Here is a 15,961-nt window from a genome sequence, read left to right on the forward strand (position 1 = left end):
ACGCGTCAGTCGGAGTGCTCCCCCTGGAAGCGACGAATGGCGGTGAGGGTCTCCTCGGTGTCCTGCGGTCGGTGGCCGGCCCCCGACAGGACGAGGCGCTCGGCCCCCCTCGCCGCCAGGGCGCTCGCGACCTCGGCGTAGACCGGCCACCGGTCGCCGGTGATGACGAGGGTCGGCACGAGCGAGGGGGTGTCGGTGCGCAGCGAGATCTCCCACGGGGCCGGTGTGGCCCTCATCCGGGCCGCCACCTCGTCGCAGGTCTCGGGGTCCAGCTCGGGGGCGGGCGTGCCCATGCCCGCGGCGAAGCGCTCGAGGAACTCCCGTCCCCCCACCTGCGGGTCGTCGGCCACCGCGAAGACCGGGGCGAGCGCGCTGATGTGCCGCTCGACGTAGCGGCCGCCCCGCGCGACGTCGAAGCAGGCCGGCTCGATGAGCACGAGGCTGCGCAGCCGGTCCGGGCGACGTTGTGCTGCCAGCATCGCCGTGATCGCCCCGTAGGAGTGTGCGACGACGTGACCGCGCCCGCAGAGGGCGTCGATGACCCGGTCGGCATCGCGCTCGGGCTGGTCTGCGGGACAGGTGCGCTCGAGGAAGACGTGGTCGGGGTTCTCCTGCGCCGCCAGGAGCGGCCAGGCGCGGGCGCCGCTGCGGCCCCGCCCGTGGACGAAGACGGTGCGGACCGTCGGCCGGTGGATCGGCATCTCAGCCCCTCGCCCGCAGTCGTCCGCCGGGCAGGGCAGGGGCAGGAAGGGCGGCGGGCTGCCCCTCCGGGAAGGGGCCGAAGCGCTCCCTGCCGGTCACCGGGGCGCCGCCCTCGGCGGAGGTCTCCGCCATCCACTGCTCGCGGGCCGCGACGATGTCCTCGTGGTCGCGGCCGACGAAGTTCCACCACATGACGATCTGCTCGCCGAGCGGCTCGCCCCCGATGATCAGCAGTCGCGCGCCGGTGGCCGAGCGCAGCGTGATCCGGGTCCGTCCGGGAGGGAGGTACCCGACCTCGGCCTCCTCGAGGGCGCGACCCTCGACGGTGATCTCCCCGTCGTCGAGGAGCACGGCGTGCTCGTGGTCCGCGGGGACCTCGAGCACGGTCTCGGCATCGGCGTCGAGGAGCAGCTCGGCGCCGAGCAGCGCGGTCGGGGTGGGCACCGGTGACTCGACGCCGAGGAGGGTGCCGAGGAAGACCCGGGCGATGCCGCCCGGGACGTACATCGGCTCGGGGACGTGGTGGACGAAGTGGGGGGCGGTGCCCCGCTCACGCTCGGGGAGGGCGAACCACAGCTGGACCCCGTGGAGGGTCGACGTCTGCGGGGTCGAGAACTCGGAGTGGCTGACACCCCGGCCGGCGGTCATGAGGTTGAGCTCGCCCGGGCGCACGATCGCGTGCGCCCCGGTCGAGTCGCGGTGCTCGATCTCCCCGGTGTACACCCAGGAGACGGTGGCCAGGGCCGTGTGCGGGTGGCGCGGCACGCGCATCCCGCCGGTGGCCGCGACGTCGTCGGGGCCGTAGTGGTCGAGGAAGCACCACGCGCCCACGAGGGAGCGGGACCGGGAGGGGATGGTGCGCCGCACGGTCATCGCCCGGGGGCCACCCAGCGGTACCTCGCGCGGGGTGAGGATCTGGAGGTCATGCACCATGCCCACGCTACCCGTGGACACGGTGGACACCAGGTGGCGGACTGCTGGAAGGTGGGCGGGTGACCGACGCGAGCGCGCTGCTGCACGACCTGGCCGAGGCATCGGGGGTCGCCACCGAGTGGTGGGACTGGCGCGGCGAGCACCGCACGGTCCCCGACTCCGCCCTGCGCGCCGTGCTCGCGGCGATGGGCGAGCAGACCGACAACGACGAGGCACTCGCCGCGAGCCTCGATCGGGCCCGCACCCTCCCGTGGCGTCGCACGCTCGCGCCGACCGTGGTCCAGCGGCTCGGAGCGGCCACCCGGGTGGTCGTCCACGTCCCGCACGGCAGCGGCGTCGCGGTCTCGGTCGAGATCGAAGGGGGTGGCCGCCGCTCCCTCCAGCAGGTGGAGCACGTCGTCGAGCCCGTCGAGGTCGAGGGACGGCTCGTGGGGGAGGCGGCCTTCGAGCTGCCGTCCGACCTGCCGCTCGGGTGGCACTCCCTGACGGCCGAGTGCGACGGCCCGGCGCTGCTGCCCGGCAGCGAACGGGCGGTGCTCGTGACCGTCCCCACGCGGCTGGAGCTCCCGGACGCGCTGCACGAGGCGCCCCGCAGCGGGTTGATGGCGCAGCTGTACCAGGTGCGCAGCCGGGGCAGCCAGGGGATCGGCGACCTGGGTGACCTCGCCACCCTGGGGGACTGGGCGGCGCAGCGACACGGGCACGACTTCATGCTGGTCAACCCGCTCCACGCGGCCGAGCCCGTCGCGCCGATGGAGCCCTCGCCCTACCTGCCGACCTCACGTCGCTTCGTCAACCCGGTCTACATCGACCTGCGTTCCCTGCCGGACGCCGATGCGCTCCCGGACGCGGCCCGCGGGGCGATCGATGCGCTCCTCGAGCGGTCCCGGGAGCTCAACGACTCCGACACGATCGACCGCGACGCGGCCTGGGCGCTGAAGGAGGCCGCCCTGCGGATCGCCTTCCGCCACCTCGGCCCCCGCCAGGCGCCGCACGTGGCAGCGCTGCACGAGGAGGAAGGGCGGGCCCTCGTCGACTTCGCGACGTGGTGCAGCCTCGCCGCGGTCCACGGCACCGAGTGGGAGAGCGACTGGCCGAGCGAGCTGCACGACCCCGCGTCACCGCAGGTCGAGACACACCGCCGGGAGCACCGCGGGGAGATCTCCTTCATCGCCTGGCTGCAGTGGGTGGTGCGCCACCAGCTCGGTCAGGCCCGCGAGCGGCTGCAGGCGAGCGGGATGCGCATCGGGCTGATCACCGACCTCGCCGTCGGCATCCACCCCGAGGGCGCGGACTCGTGGGCGCTCGGGCCGGCGCTGGCCCGGGGGATCGATGTCGGTGCCCCACCCGACCAGTTCAACCAGCTCGGCCAGAACTGGTCCCAGCCCCCGTGGCGCCCGGACCGGCTCGCACAGCTGGGGTACGCCCCCTTCCGCGACATGCTCCGTGCCGTCCTCCGGGACGCCGGGGGCGTGCGGGTGGACCACATCATCGGGCTCTTCCGCCTGTGGTGGGTCCCGGACGGACACGACCCGGCGGACGGCGCCTATGTGCGCTACGACCACGAGGCGCTCATCGGCATCCTCGCGCTGGAGGCGATGCGGGCCGGGGCGGTCGTCATCGGGGAGGATCTCGGCGTCGTCGAGCCCTGGGTGCGTGAGCACCTCGGCGAGCGGGGTGTCCTCGGCACGAGTGTCCTGTGGTTCGAGTGGGGCGAGGACGGGCGGCCGCTGCCGCCCGAGGACTACCGCGAGCTGTGCCTCGCGACGGTGACCACCCACGACCTCCCGCCGACCGCCGGTTACCTCTCCCTCGAGCACGTCGCGATCAGGGAACGCCTGGGACTGCTCTCCCGTCCGGTGGAGGAGGAGCGCGCGGCGGAGGACGGGAGCGTCCTCGCGGTGCGCACCGCTCTGCACGAGCGGGGCCTGCTCGGTGACGTGGATGCGCCGGTGCCCGAGGTCGTCGCGGCCCTGCACCGGTGGCTCGTGGCCACGCGCGCCCGGCTGCACGGCATCGCGCTGACCGACTTGGTCGGGGACGTCCGGGCGATCAACCAGCCGGGGACCGACGAGGAGTACCCGAACTGGCGGTTACCACTGGCCGGACCGGACCGACGACCCCTTTTCCTCGACGACCTCGTGCGCCCTGTCGCAGAAACTCCCTGACAACCGCCTCATGACGCGAGATCGTCGGCGAAATCACTCGATCTCCGCAAACCTTTCGGGGTATGAGGGTTAACCCTGCATCTCCTGCGCGTGATGCCGGGCCGATCACCAAAGAGTCACAGTTGTGTCTCACCCCACATGGCATCGTTCAGTTTGCCCGGTTCGTGGTTTTTGATGTCACGAGCAGCCGCGGACAGCGCTGTGCCCATGGGTGGAGCCGGACACCGGTGACACCGATCGATCCGCCACTCGGCGGCATGACGTAGGAGGACATCCATGCGAGTGCACTCTCGCTCGATGGCAGTGGCCAGCATCTCCGCGCTCGCGCTCTTCGCGACCGCGTGCGGCGGCGGTAGCGACGACGACAGCGGCGGCGGCGGGAGCGAAGGCGGCACGATCACTGCCGCCGGCTGCAACCCGGAGAACCCGCTGGTGGCCGGCAACACGGCCGAGACCTGTGGTGGTGACGTCCTGAACGTCCTCACGGCCCAGCTGATCCACTACAACGCCAAGACCGCTGAGCCGGAGATGGACATCGCGGAGTCGATCGAGACCGAGGACAACCAGACGTTCACGGTCAAGCTGAAGGAGGGCTACAAGTTCCACGACGGCACGGAGGTCCAGGCCCACAACTTCATCGACGCCTGGAACTACACCGCCTTCGGCCCGAACGGTCAGCAGGGCGGCTACTTCTTCGAGCCCTTCGAGGGCTACGACAAGGTCTCCGACGAGAAGTCGAAGACGAAGGAGCTCTCCGGCCTCAAGGAGGTCGACGACCTCACCTTCACGATCAAGACGACCGAGCCGGTCTCGAACCTGCCGCTGCGCCTGGGATACACGGCCTTCGCCCCGCAGCCGGACTCCTTCTTCGACGACCCGAAGGCCGCCGGGCAGAACCCGGTCGCGGCCGGTCCCTACAAGTTCGAGTCCTGGAGCAAGAACAAGGCCATCAAGCTGAGCAAGTTCGAGGACTACTCCGGTGACTTCGGCGGCAAGGCCGACAACATCACCTTCCAGAACTTCAAGGACTCCGACGCCGCGTACGTGGCCATGCAGTCCGGCGACGTCGACGTCGTGCGCGAGATCCCCGCGAGTGCGCTCGTGGACGAGAAGTACAAGTCCGACCTCGGTGACGGGCGCTACCTGGAGCAGGAGAGCTCGACCTTCCAGTGGGTCGGCATGAACCACGAGGTCGACCCCAAGCTGAAGGACGTCAAGGTCCGCCAGGCCCTGTCGATGGCCATCGACCGCAAGACCATCGTCAAGCAGATCTTCGCCGACGCCTTCACGCCCGCAGACGGTTGGGTCTCCCCGATCGTCGACGGCTACAAGGCTGGCGCCTGCGGCGAGTACTGCGAGTACGACCCGGAGAAGGCCAAGCAGCTGCTCGAGGAGGGCGGCGGCTACGAGGGCAAGCTGACGCTGACCTACAACGGCGACGCCAGCCACAAGGGCTGGACCGAGGCGACCTGCAACTCGATCAACAAGGCTCTCGACATCGAGTGCGTCGCCACCCCGACCGTCGACTTCGCGACCATGCTGACCCAGCTGGAGAACCGTGAGCTCAAGGGTCTCTTCCGCTCCGGGTGGCAGATGGACTACCCGAGCATCGAGAACTACCTCGCGCCGATCTACGGCAAGAACGCCGGGTCGAACTACTACGACTACGACGACAAGGCCTTCCAGGACAAGATGCGTGAGGCCGGCGCCGCGGACACCCCGGAGAAGGCGAACGAGCTCTACCAGGAGGCCGAGGGCCTCATCGCCGAGGAGTTCACCACCATCCCGCTGTGGTACGGCAAGGCGATCATCGGCTGGTCCGACAACGTCGACAACGTGGAGGTCACGCCCTTCGGCGTCCCCGACCTCGCGGCCATGACGGTCAAGTGAGCCTGAGCCCGGGCTGACCCGGCGCTCACCGGCCGGTCACTCTGTGTGGTGACCGGCCGGTGGCGTGCCGACCGAGCGATCGGATGTCGTCCGGTCGCAGGGCCAATGAGCTACCCTCGACCGCGCCGCGAGAGCGGGCGCGCATGCTGATCGACAAGGAGGTGGAAACGTGGGCAAGTACATCGCGCGGCGCTTCTTGCAGATGATCCCGGTGGTCATCTTCTCGACGTTCCTGATCTACGCCATGGTCTTCGCCATGCCCGGTGACCCCACGGCCGGCAAGTGTGGTGAACGCGCCTGCCCCCCGGCCTACGTCGCCGAATTCCGCGACAAGTACAACCTCGACGATCCCCTCCCCGTCCAGTACGCCAAGTACATGGGTGACGTGCTCCAGGGCGATCTGGGTGAGAACCAGTACGGCGTCCCCGTCGCCGAAGAGCTGCAGGAGCGGTTCTCCGTCACCGGCCGGTTGGCGCTGATGGCCCTGGTCTTCGAGGGGGTCCTCGGGATCCTCGCGGGTGTCCTCGCCGGACTGCGCAAGGGCGGGTTCATCGACAACCTCGTCCTCGTGAGCACCCTCTTCGTCATCTCGGTGCCGATCTTCGTCATCGGTACGGTCATGCAGTACTTCTTCGGGCTCAACCTGGAGATCGTCCCGGCGCTCGCCAGCGGCGACAACCCGAGCTTCATGGCTCTCCTCATGCCCGCGATCGTGCTCGGGTCGACCTCGCTGGCCTACATCGCCCGCCTCATGCGCACGAACATCGCGGAGAACATCAAGTCCGACTACGTCCGCACGGCCAAGGCGAAGGGGCTGTCCAACCGTCGGATCGTCGGCGTGCACACCCTGCGCAACTCGCTGATCCCCGTCATCACCTTCATGGGCTACGACTTCGGGGCCCTGCTCGGTGGGGCGATCGTCACCGAGGGCATCTTCAACGTCACGGGAGTCGGCGGGTACATCTTCACCGGCATCCGCAACCGCGACGGGATCGCGGTCGTCGGTGCGGTGACCGCACTGGTGATCGTCTACCTCGTGATGAACCTCATCGTGGACCTGCTCTACGGCGCGCTCGACCCGAGGATCAGCAATGACTGACAAGAACACCGCACCCGAGACCGATCGCAACACCGAGCCGGAGGACCTCGTGGCCGCCACGTCGGGCACCGACGCGGTCGCGGAGGCCGACACCGGGACGGCGCGGTCGCTGTCGGCCGACGCCTTCCGCTCCCTTCGCCGCAACCCGCTCTTCTGGGTCTCCTCGGTCCTCATCGTCATCTTCATCGTCATGGCCGCCTGGCCGTCGCTGCTGGCGACGTACTCGCCCGGCTGGAACGACCTGTCCATCGCTCGCGAGACGCCGAGCGCCGAGCACTGGTTCGGCACGGACACCCAGGGCTACGACATCTACTCCCGCACGATCTACGGTGCCCGCGCCTCGATCCTCGTGGGCATCCTCGCGACGCTCGGGGTGCTGCTCCTAGGCTCCTTCCTCGGCCTCGTCGCGGGCTATGTCGGCGGCCTGGTCGACACCCTGATCAGCCGCTTCGGCGACATCTTCTTCGCCATCCCGCTGCTGCTCGCCGGCATCATCTTCCTGTCCTCCATCCGGGAGCGCGATGACATCTTCGGCATCCCGCTGCAGGGGTACTTCGGCGTGATCATGCAGGTCGTGCTCGTCTTCATGATCTTCGGTTGGCCGAGCCTGATGCGCCTGATGCGCTCCTCGGTCATCCAGGTCAAGCCGAACGACTACGTCCAGGCTGCTCGGGCGCTCGGGGCCTCCCCGCTGCGGATCATCCGTCGGCACGTCCTGCCGAATGCGATGGCGCCGGCGATCGTCGTCTCGACGATCAACCTCGGCGCCTACATCGCCGCCGAGGCGACGCTGTCCTTCCTCGGGATCGGGCTCGTGCCACCGACGGTCTCCTGGGGCGTGATGATCAGCGACGCCCTGGTGCCGCTGCGGTCCTACCCGCACATCCTCTTCTTCCCGGCCCTCTTCCTCAGCCTCGCGGTCCTGGCCTTCATCATGCTCGGCGACGCCGTGCGTGACGCCTTCGACCCGAAGAGTCGCTGAGAGCAAGGTGAGTGATCACATGAGCACCCAGACGACACCGTCAGCGGAGCACCTCCTCTCCGTCGAGGACCTGTTCGTCGAGTTCCACACCGGCGAAGGGGTGGCGAAGGCCATCAACGGCGTCGACTTCTCCCTCGACGAGGGGGAGACGCTGGCGATCCTCGGGGAGTCCGGCTCGGGCAAGTCGGTGACCGCACAGGCGATCATGGGCATCCTCGACACGCCCCCGGCCCGGATCCCGCACGGTCGCATCCTCTACAAGGGTCAGGACCTGCTGACCATGGACGAGGAGACCCGACGCAAGGGGCGCGGTCCGGAGATCTCGATGGTCTTCCAGGACGCCCTGAGCTCCCTCAACCCCGTCTTCCCGGTGGGGTGGCAGATCGGCGAGATGTTCCGCAAGCACCGCGGGGCCAACCGGTCCGATGCCTATGCGGAGGCCGTGCGCCTGATGGAGCGGGTGAACATCCCGGGCGCGAAGCAGCGGGTGAAGGCCTACCCGCACCAGTTCTCCGGTGGGATGCGCCAGCGGATCATGATCGCCATGGCGATCGCCCTCAACCCGAAGGTCCTCATCGCCGACGAGCCCACCACGGCCCTCGACGTCACGGTCCAGGCCCAGATCATGGACCTGCTCCAGGACCTGCAGCACGAGCACAACATGGGCATGATCCTCATCACCCACGACCTCGGTGTCGTCGCGGACGTCGCGGACCGGATCGCGGTGATGTACGCCGGGCGGATCGTCGAGCGCGCGGAGGTGGGCGACATCTACGCGCGGCCGGGGCACCCCTACACCAAGGGCCTGCTGGAGTCGATCCCCCGACTGGACCAGAAGGGTCAGCAGCTCTCGGCGATCGGCGGCCTGCCGCCGAACCTCACCCGGATCCCTCCGGGGTGTGCCTTCCACCCGCGCTGCGTCATGGCCCGGGACATCTGCCGCACCGAGCGCCCCGAGCTGCTCGAGATCGGCCCGCAGCGCAGCTCTGCCTGCCACTTCAGCCAGGAGGTCCTCGATGCCTGATCGTGACGTCATCCTCAAGGCCACCGGCCTGAAGAAGCACTACCCGATCAAGGGCGGCATCCTGCGCCGGACGGTCGGACACGTCCGGGCCGTCGACGGCGTGGACTTCGAGCTGCGCCGGGGGGAGACCCTCGGCATCGTCGGCGAGTCCGGCTGCGGCAAGTCCACCCTGGGACGGCTGCTCATGCGCCTGGAGGAGCCGACCGAGGGCACCATCGAGTTCGACGGGACGGACATGTTCGCCCAGTCCGGGGCGGCCATGCGGCGCCTGCGCCGCGACATCCAGATCGTCTTCCAGGACCCGTACACCTCGCTCAACCCGCGACGCACGGTCGGCGAGATCGTCGCCGAGCCCCTGGAGATCCACACGGACGTCGTCGCGAAGAACAAACGCAAGGCCCGCGTGCAGGAGCTGCTCGAGCTCGTGGGGCTCAACCCCGAGCACATCAACCGCTACCCGCACCAGTTCTCCGGGGGTCAGCGCCAGCGCATCGGCATCGCCCGCGGGATCGCGCTCAACCCCAAGGTACTCATCTGCGACGAGCCGGTCTCCGCGCTCGACGTCTCCGTGCAGGCCCAGGTCATCAACCTCATGGAGAAGCTGCAGCACGAGCTCGGCCTGTCCTATGTCTTCATCGCCCACGACCTCTCGGTGGTCCGGCACATCTCCGACCGGGTCGGCGTGATGTACCTCGGGCGGATGGTCGAGATCGGCGACGAGGACGACATCTACTCCCGGCCCACGCACCCGTACACCCAGGCACTGCTGTCGGCGGTGCCGGTGCCCGATCCGACGCTGCGCGGGCAGCGGGAGCAGATCGTCCTGCAGGGCGACGTCCCCTCGCCGGCGAACCCGCCGGCAGGGTGCCGGTTCCACACGCGGTGCTGGAAGGCGCAGGACATCTGCCGGACCGAGCCGGGGCCGGAGCTCATGCCCCGCCCGGACGGGGCCGACGCGCACGACTCCCGGTGTCACTTCGCCGAGCCGCGCGCCATCGTCAAGACCGAGGACGTCTCCGGCGAGGACCAGCACAGCATCTTCGCCGGGCAGGACATCCCCGCTACCGGAGCCTGAGTCGAAGCCACCACACGAAGGGGGTGGCCCACCAACCGGTGGGCCACCCCCTTCGTCCGTCTCCGCAGGGGTCAGGCGAAGGGGAGGTCCCCCGTCAGCCGCTGCGAGGCCGCGTCCGCAGCCAGGGCCGTACCGGTCGGGTCGATCTCGGCCTCGGCGGTGTGCGCGGTGATCTCCCCGGACTCGATCTGCTCGGCAAAGTGGCAGGCGACCTTGTGCCCGGTCCCGGCGCCCTCGATCTGCACCACCCGCATCTGCGGACGCTCGGTGTCGCAGAGGGTCTCCTGACGCCACGGGCAGCGGGTGTGGAAGCGGCAGCCGGCCGGGGGGTTCGCGGGGGAGGGGAGATCGCCGGGCAGGAGGATCTGCTCCCGCGAGTCCTCGACGACCGGATCGGGGACCGGGACGGCGGAGAGCAGCGCCCGGGTGTAGGGGTGCAGCGGGGCGACGTAGAGGTCGTCCGCGTCCGCCTCCTCGACGAGCCCACCGAGGTACATCACCCCGACCCGGTCCGAGATGTGCCGCACGACCGCGAGGTCGTGGGCGATGACGAGGTAGGTCAGCCCGTAGTCCTCCTGCAGCTGGGCGAGCAGGTTGATCACCTGCGCCTGCACGGAGACGTCGAGCGCGGAGACCGGCTCGTCGGCGACGATGAGCTCGGGGTTGACGCTCAGGGCGCGCGCGATGCCGATCCGCTGGCGCTGACCGCCGGAGAACTCGTGGGGGTACTTCTTCAGGGCCGCCTGGGGCAGGCCGACGTCGGTGAGCAGCTGCTTCAGGCGGGGGACGGCCTCCTTGGCGTCCTTGACCAGCCCGTGCGCCCGCATCCCCTCGACGAGCAGTGCCTCCACGCTCTGCCGTGGATCGAGGCTGCCCATCGGGTCCTGGAAGACCATCTGCAGACCCTGGCGACGGGTGCGCAGCTCTTCGCCGGTGAGGGTGCTGATCGGCGTCCCGTTGAAGGTGACCGTGCCGGACGTCGGCGCCTCGAGGTGGAGGATCGCCCGGCCGAGGGTCGACTTGCCGCACCCCGACTCGCCGACGAGGCCATAGGTCTCACCGCGCCGCAGCTGCAGGTCCACGCCGTCGACGGCGTAGACGTGCCCGACGACCTTGTCGAAGATGATCCCCTTCGTGATGGGGAAGTGGACCTTGAGGTCCTGCACGTCGACGAGGACTTCTCCGGAGGCGGTCGTGGACGGGGCACCGGCCGTGGTGCTGTTCGTGGCGTCAGTGGTCATCGGACCGCCTCTCTCGTCTCGCCCTCGGCGGGCGACGGGGCCCCGGCCAGGGGATTGAAGCACCGCAGGGCCCGGTGGTTCGACTCGACCGCGAGGTCGGGGGCGAGCTCACGGCAGCGGTCGGTGGCATTGGCGCAGCGGGGGGCGAAGGCGCAGGAGCCGGTCCACGGGAGGTTGTCGGCGACCGATCCGGGGATCGGGTTGAGCCGGCCGCCGCGCTCGCCCTCCAGGCTCGGCACGCTGGCCAGCAGTCCGCCGGTGTAGGGGTGGCGGGGCTGCGCGAAGAGCTCATGGCGCTCGGCCCGCTCGACGAGCCGGCCCCCGTAGAGGACGTTGATCTCGTCGCACAGCCCGGCGACGACGCCGAGGTCGTGGGTGATGAGGATCAGCGCCGTGCCGGTGTCCTCGACGAGCTCGCGCAGCAGCGCGAGGATCTGCGCCTGGATGGTCACGTCGAGCGCCGTCGTCGGCTCGTCCGCGATGAGCAGCCGCGGCTCGCAGGCCAGGGCCATGGCGATCAGCGCCCGCTGGCGCATCCCCCCGGAGAGCTGGTGCGGGTAGTCGGTCAGCCGACGCTCCGGGTCGGGGATCCCGACCTTGTCGAGCATCTCCTTCGCGCGGGGGGTGGCCGCCTTGCGGGAGAGGCCCTGGTGGCGCTCGAGCACCTCGGTCACCTGCCGCCCGATGGGCACGACGGGGTTGAGCGAGGAGAGCGGGTCCTGGAAGATCATGCTGATCTCCTTGCCGCGCTTGCCCCCCATCTGCTTGCGGGACAGCGCGAGCAGGTCCTGGCCGTCGTAGCCGACGGTGCCGGTCACCGTGTTGCCGCGCTCGGGCAGCAGGCCCATGATCGCCAACGAGGTCACGGACTTCCCGCAGCCGGACTCGCCGACGATGCCGACGGTCTGGCCGGGGTGGACGTCGAAGCTCAGTCCGTCGACGGCGGTGAAGGAGCTTTCGCGCTTCATCCCGAAGGTGACGGACAGGTCGCGCACGGACAGGAGGGGGGAGGAGCTGGTCATCGCGGTCACCGCCGGGACTTGGGGTCGAGGGCCTCGCGCAGGGACTCACCCATGAGGGTGAAGCCGAGGGCGACGACGATGATGCACGCCGCCGGGTAGAAGGCCAGGTGCGGGTAGGAGTTGAAGAGGTTCTGCGCCGAGCCGAGCATCTGTCCCCACTCGGGCTTGCTGTCGTCGGGGTTGCCGAGGCCGAGGAAGGACAGGGCCGCCGCGTCGATGATCGCCGTGGCGAGGACGAGGGTGGACTGGACGATGACCGGGCCGAGCGAGTTCGGCAGCATGTGCCGCAGGACGATCGCGGACTGCTTGACCCCGAGTGCCCGGGCGGCGAGGACGTGGTCCTTGCTGCGTTGGGCGAGCATCGAGCCGCGCAGCAGCCGGGCGAAGATCGGGATCTGCACGGTGCCGACGGCGATGATCACCGTCCACTGGCTCGGGTTCGTCGCGAGCGCGGAGATCGAGACGGCGAGCAGCAGGGAGGGGATGGACAGCATGACGTCGACGATGCGCATGACCAACGAGTCCACCCAACCGCCGAAGGCGCCGGCGATGGTGCCGAGGATGAGCCCGCCGGTGAGTCCGCCGACCGTGGCCAGCACGCCGACCATGAGGGTCTGCTGGCTGCCGACGAGCAGTCGGGAGAGCAGGTCGCGCCCCTTGGAGTCCCCACCGAGCGGGAACCCGGGCTGCGGCCCGGGCACCGGGTTGCTCTGCTGGGAGATCTGGTCGCTGAGGAGCCACTTGGCCGGGTCGTGCGGGGCCAGCCAGGGAGAGAGGATCGCGAGCAGCACGAACAGGGTCGTGATCGTCAGACCCGTGAGGAAGACCGGGTCGCGGCGCAACCGCCGCCAGGCGGAGCCGATGAGGCCGACGCCGCCGGTGTCCTCGATCGTGCCGGCCTCGGCGACGGTCAGCGTGGCCGTGCCGCCGCTCGTCGCGGCGAGGTCGTCGATGCGTTGCTTGCGCCGGGCGCCCAGGCCCCGTCGGGGGTTCTGGGGTGGGGTCGGGTCGTCGGTCATCGGGTCCTCACTCTGGGGTCGATCACGGCGTAGAGGATGTCGACGAGCAGGTTGACGAGCACGTAGGTGATCGCTGCGGCGAAGACGATCAGCTGCAGCACCGGGTAGTCGCGCTGGCTGAAGGAGACCTTCAGGGCCTCGCCGATGCCGGGGAAGTTGAAGACCGTCTCGGTCAGCACGGCACCCGAGAGCAGGGCACCGGTCTGCAGACCCACGGCCGTGACGACCGGCAGCAGCGCGTTGCGCATGACGTGGCGGCCGCGCACGACGCGGTTGCTCAGGCCCTTCGCCTGGGCGGTGCGCACGAAGTCCTCGTCCAGGACCTCCAGCACCGAGGCACGGGTGATCCGGAAGATCATCGCGAAGGGGATGGAGGCGAGCGCGATGGCGGGGAGGATGAGGTGCTTGAAGGAGTCCCAGGCGGCGTCCCACTCGCGGGTGAGCAGCCCGTCGAGCACGAAGAAGCCGGTGATGTGCGTGGCATCGGGCACGCTCTGACGGCCCGAGACCGGTAGCCAGCCGAGCTTGATCGCGAAGATGTACTTCAGGAGGAAGGCGAGGAAGAAGACCGGGACGGCGACCCCGACGAGGGAGCCGATGATCGAGACGTTGTCGAGGAGGCTCGCCCGCTTCCGTGCTGCGAGGTAGCCCAGGGGGATGGCCAGGGAGATGGCCAGGGTGAGCGCGACGACACTCAGCTCGATCGTCGCCGGGAAGCGGGCGATGAGGATCGCCGTGACCTCCTTGCCCGGCAGGACCGCGGTGGAGACACCGAAGTCACCGTGCAGCGCGCGGGAGAGGAACTTCCAGTACTGCACGTAGAGCGGGTCGTTGAGGCCGAAGGCCTCCGTCAGTGCGGCCCGTGTCTCGGCGGTGGCGCGCTCGCCGAGCATCGCCGAGACGACCCCGCCGGGCAGGGCACGCAACCAGGCGAAGAGCATGATCGACAGGACGAAGACGACGGCGACGAGTTGCAGCAGCCGTCGGACGATGAACTTCAGCACGGGAGGGGACCTTGCTGTTGGCGGGGGCCGGGGCCGCCACGACCGGTGGTGGTCATGACGGCCCCGAACCGTCCGGAGGGGTCAGGACGGGAAGGGGGTGCTGCCCCCGATCACTTGCCGCCGACGGTGACGGTCGAGAACTTCTCCGCGGTCAACGGGCTCGCGGTCAGACCCTCGACGTCGTCGCTGACGACGATCGCCGGCGGCGAGTGCGAGATCGGCGCGCCGGGGACGTACTCCTCGGCGATCTTCGTGTTGATCTCCTCGTACTTCGTGGCGCGCTCGTCCTCGTCCACGGTGGAGTCCGCGTCCGCGAGCTCCTTCGACAGCTCCGTGCCGTACCCACCGGCGACGGTGCTGAAGTCGTTGAGCTTGGCATTGCCGAAGAAGGTGCCGATGAAGTTGTCCGGGGAGTCGTAGTCACCGGTCCAGCCGAGCAGGAAGGCGTCGTACCTGTGGGCGTCGACGTTGTCGAGGTAGCCGCCGTTCCACGGCTTCGTCGTCACCTCGACCTTGATGCCCGCCTCCTCGAGGTCGTTCGTGATCGCCTCGTGCAGCTTCTGCGGGTTGGGCATGTACGGGCGGGAGACCTCGCTCGGGTAGGCGAACTGGAGGGTCATCCCCTCGGCGTCCGCCTCCTTGAGCAGGGACTTCGCCTTCTCCACGTCGTGTTCGTAGGGCTCGAGGTCCTTGTTGTAGCCGCTGACCGTGTCGGGCATGAACTGCGAGGCCGCCGTCGCGCCGTCGGGCAGCTGCGACTTCACCAGGCCCTCCCGGTCGATGGCGTGGTTGATCGCCTGACGGACCTTGACGTCCTTGAGCGTCGGGTTCGCCTCGGGGTTGAGGCCCATGTAGAGGATGTTGAAGGGGTCGCGGATCTCGACGTTGTTGCCCTCGTCCTCCAGGCCCTTCCAGTCGACCGGGTTCGGCAGGTCGTAGCCGTCGATGCTGCCGGCCTCGAGCTCCTGCCGGCGGGTCGTCTCGTCCGGGATGATCTTGAAGACGATCTTCTCGGTCTTCGCCTTCTCTCCCCAGTAGTCGTCGTTGCGCTTGAGCGTGACCGTCTTGTTCGCCTCGTCGTACTCCTCGAGGGTGTACGGGCCACTGCCGACGGGCTTCTTGGAGTTCTCCGGGTAGACGAAGCCCTCACCCTGGGTCTTGACGTCGTTCGCGTTGCCCTCCTCGAGCGCCTTCGGCGACTGGATGGCCAGGGAGGAGAGGGAGAGCATCGCCGGGAACTTCGAGGTCGAGCTCTTGACCTTGAGCACGACGGTCATGTCGTCCTCGGCCTCACAGCCGTCGTAGAGCGCATCCTCACCGAAGCCGCCCATGGCGGTGCTCCAGTACTCCGCCGGACCGGACTGGGCCGCCTTGTTCTGGTCGGCCATCCGCTCGAAGTTCGCGCAGACCGCGTCCGCGTCCAACTTCGCGCCGTCGGAGAAGGTCACTCCCTCGCGCAGGGTGAAGGTCCACTCCTTGCCGTCCTCGGACGGCTCCCACTTCTCGGCCAGGCCCGGGCCCAGCTCGGCGCTGCCGGGCTTGACCTCCACGAGGCCCTCGAAGATCTGTCGGGTGACCCGGAAGGTCTCACCGTCGGTGGCGTAGAAGGGGTCGAAGACCTCCGGAGCGCCGGCGGCGCCGAAGGTGAACGTGCCACCCGACTCGCCACCCCCGCCGCCGGAGTCGTCGCGCTCGCTCTCGGCGCAGGCGCTCAGAGCCAGGGCGGTGGCGGCCAGTGCCGCCAGCGGAGCTGCTTTCCTCATCGACATGTGGGTTCCTCGCTCATCGAGTCGGTCCGGGCG

General features: G+C 69.4%; 13 protein-coding genes. 6 read left to right on the plus strand and 7 right to left on the minus strand.

Annotation, left to right across the window (positions count from 1 at the left end):
- Nucleotides 1-5 precede the first annotated feature (5 nt).
- Together ACR9E9_RS06385 and ACR9E9_RS06390 are read right to left on the minus strand one after the other, a co-directional pair.
- Nucleotides 6-701: an alpha/beta fold hydrolase gene (locus ACR9E9_RS06385; RefSeq protein WP_435202809.1), complete on the minus strand. Its 696-nt coding sequence runs from the start codon at nucleotides 699-701 to the stop codon at nucleotides 6-8.
- Between the two features lies 1 nt (nucleotide 702).
- Nucleotides 703-1,635, minus strand: a complete 933-nt coding sequence (locus ACR9E9_RS06390; RefSeq protein WP_435202811.1) for a pirin family protein — start codon at nucleotides 1,633-1,635, stop codon at nucleotides 703-705.
- A 59-nt stretch (nucleotides 1,636-1,694) separates the two neighbouring features.
- Between ACR9E9_RS06390 and malQ the strand changes: the two genes are divergently transcribed.
- The 6 genes from malQ (at nucleotide 1,695) to ACR9E9_RS06420 (ending at nucleotide 9,873) form a co-directional block, all read left to right on the plus strand.
- On the plus strand, nucleotides 1,695-3,803 hold the full coding sequence (gene malQ, locus ACR9E9_RS06395; protein ID WP_435202813.1) for a 4-alpha-glucanotransferase: 2,109 nt from the start codon (nucleotides 1,695-1,697) through the stop codon (nucleotides 3,801-3,803).
- A gap of 297 nt (nucleotides 3,804-4,100) precedes the next feature.
- The gene (locus ACR9E9_RS06400; protein WP_435202815.1) at nucleotides 4,101-5,693 is read left to right on the plus strand and encodes a peptide ABC transporter substrate-binding protein; all 1,593 of its coding nucleotides are present in this window, start codon (nucleotides 4,101-4,103) and stop codon (nucleotides 5,691-5,693) included.
- Nucleotides 5,694-5,862: 169 nt separating this feature from the next.
- Nucleotides 5,863-6,792, plus strand: a complete 930-nt coding sequence (locus ACR9E9_RS06405) for an ABC transporter permease (RefSeq protein ID WP_435202817.1) — start codon at nucleotides 5,863-5,865, stop codon at nucleotides 6,790-6,792.
- On the plus strand, nucleotides 6,785-7,774 hold the full coding sequence (locus ACR9E9_RS06410) for an ABC transporter permease (protein WP_435202819.1): 990 nt from the start codon (nucleotides 6,785-6,787) through the stop codon (nucleotides 7,772-7,774). The genes ACR9E9_RS06405 and ACR9E9_RS06410 overlap by 8 nt, the downstream gene beginning before the upstream one ends.
- Nucleotides 7,775-7,793: 19 nt before the next feature.
- Nucleotides 7,794-8,798 carry an ABC transporter ATP-binding protein gene (locus ACR9E9_RS06415; RefSeq protein WP_435202821.1) on the plus strand — a complete coding sequence of 335 codons (1,005 nt, stop codon included), beginning with the start codon at nucleotides 7,794-7,796 and terminating at the stop codon, nucleotides 8,796-8,798.
- Nucleotides 8,791-9,873 carry an ABC transporter ATP-binding protein gene (locus ACR9E9_RS06420; RefSeq protein WP_435202823.1) on the plus strand — a complete coding sequence of 361 codons (1,083 nt, stop codon included), beginning with the start codon at nucleotides 8,791-8,793 and terminating at the stop codon, nucleotides 9,871-9,873. Before ACR9E9_RS06415 ends, ACR9E9_RS06420 begins: the two co-directional genes overlap by 8 nt.
- Nucleotides 9,874-9,944: 71 nt before the next feature.
- On the opposite strand, the gene ACR9E9_RS06425 is transcribed toward ACR9E9_RS06420, so the two are convergent.
- From ACR9E9_RS06425 to ACR9E9_RS06445, 5 genes are all read right to left on the minus strand, one after another.
- Nucleotides 9,945-11,114 (minus strand): ABC transporter ATP-binding protein, encoded by a 1,170-nt coding sequence (locus tag ACR9E9_RS06425; RefSeq protein WP_435202825.1) that lies wholly within the window; start codon nucleotides 11,112-11,114, stop codon nucleotides 9,945-9,947.
- Entirely contained in the window at nucleotides 11,111-12,136 is a 1,026-nt protein-coding gene (locus tag ACR9E9_RS06430) for an ABC transporter ATP-binding protein (RefSeq protein ID WP_435202827.1), read from the minus strand. The genes ACR9E9_RS06425 and ACR9E9_RS06430 overlap by 4 nt, the downstream gene beginning before the upstream one ends.
- A gap of 5 nt (nucleotides 12,137-12,141) precedes the next feature.
- On the minus strand, nucleotides 12,142-13,155 hold the full coding sequence (locus ACR9E9_RS06435) for an ABC transporter permease (RefSeq protein WP_435202829.1): 1,014 nt from the start codon (nucleotides 13,153-13,155) through the stop codon (nucleotides 12,142-12,144).
- Complete coding sequence (locus ACR9E9_RS06440; protein WP_435202831.1) at nucleotides 13,152-14,159, minus strand: ABC transporter permease; 1,008 nt, start codon at nucleotides 14,157-14,159, stop codon at nucleotides 13,152-13,154. The genes ACR9E9_RS06435 and ACR9E9_RS06440 overlap by 4 nt, the downstream gene beginning before the upstream one ends.
- 110 nt (nucleotides 14,160-14,269) lie before the next feature.
- On the minus strand, nucleotides 14,270-15,928 hold the full coding sequence (locus ACR9E9_RS06445) for an ABC transporter substrate-binding protein (protein ID WP_435202833.1): 1,659 nt from the start codon (nucleotides 15,926-15,928) through the stop codon (nucleotides 14,270-14,272).
- Between the last annotated feature and the right edge of the window lie 33 nt (nucleotides 15,929-15,961).

The sequence above is a fragment of the Janibacter sp. GS2 genome, from assembly GCF_051200835.1.
In the GTDB taxonomy this organism is placed as follows: Bacteria; Actinomycetota; Actinomycetes; order Actinomycetales; family Dermatophilaceae; genus Janibacter.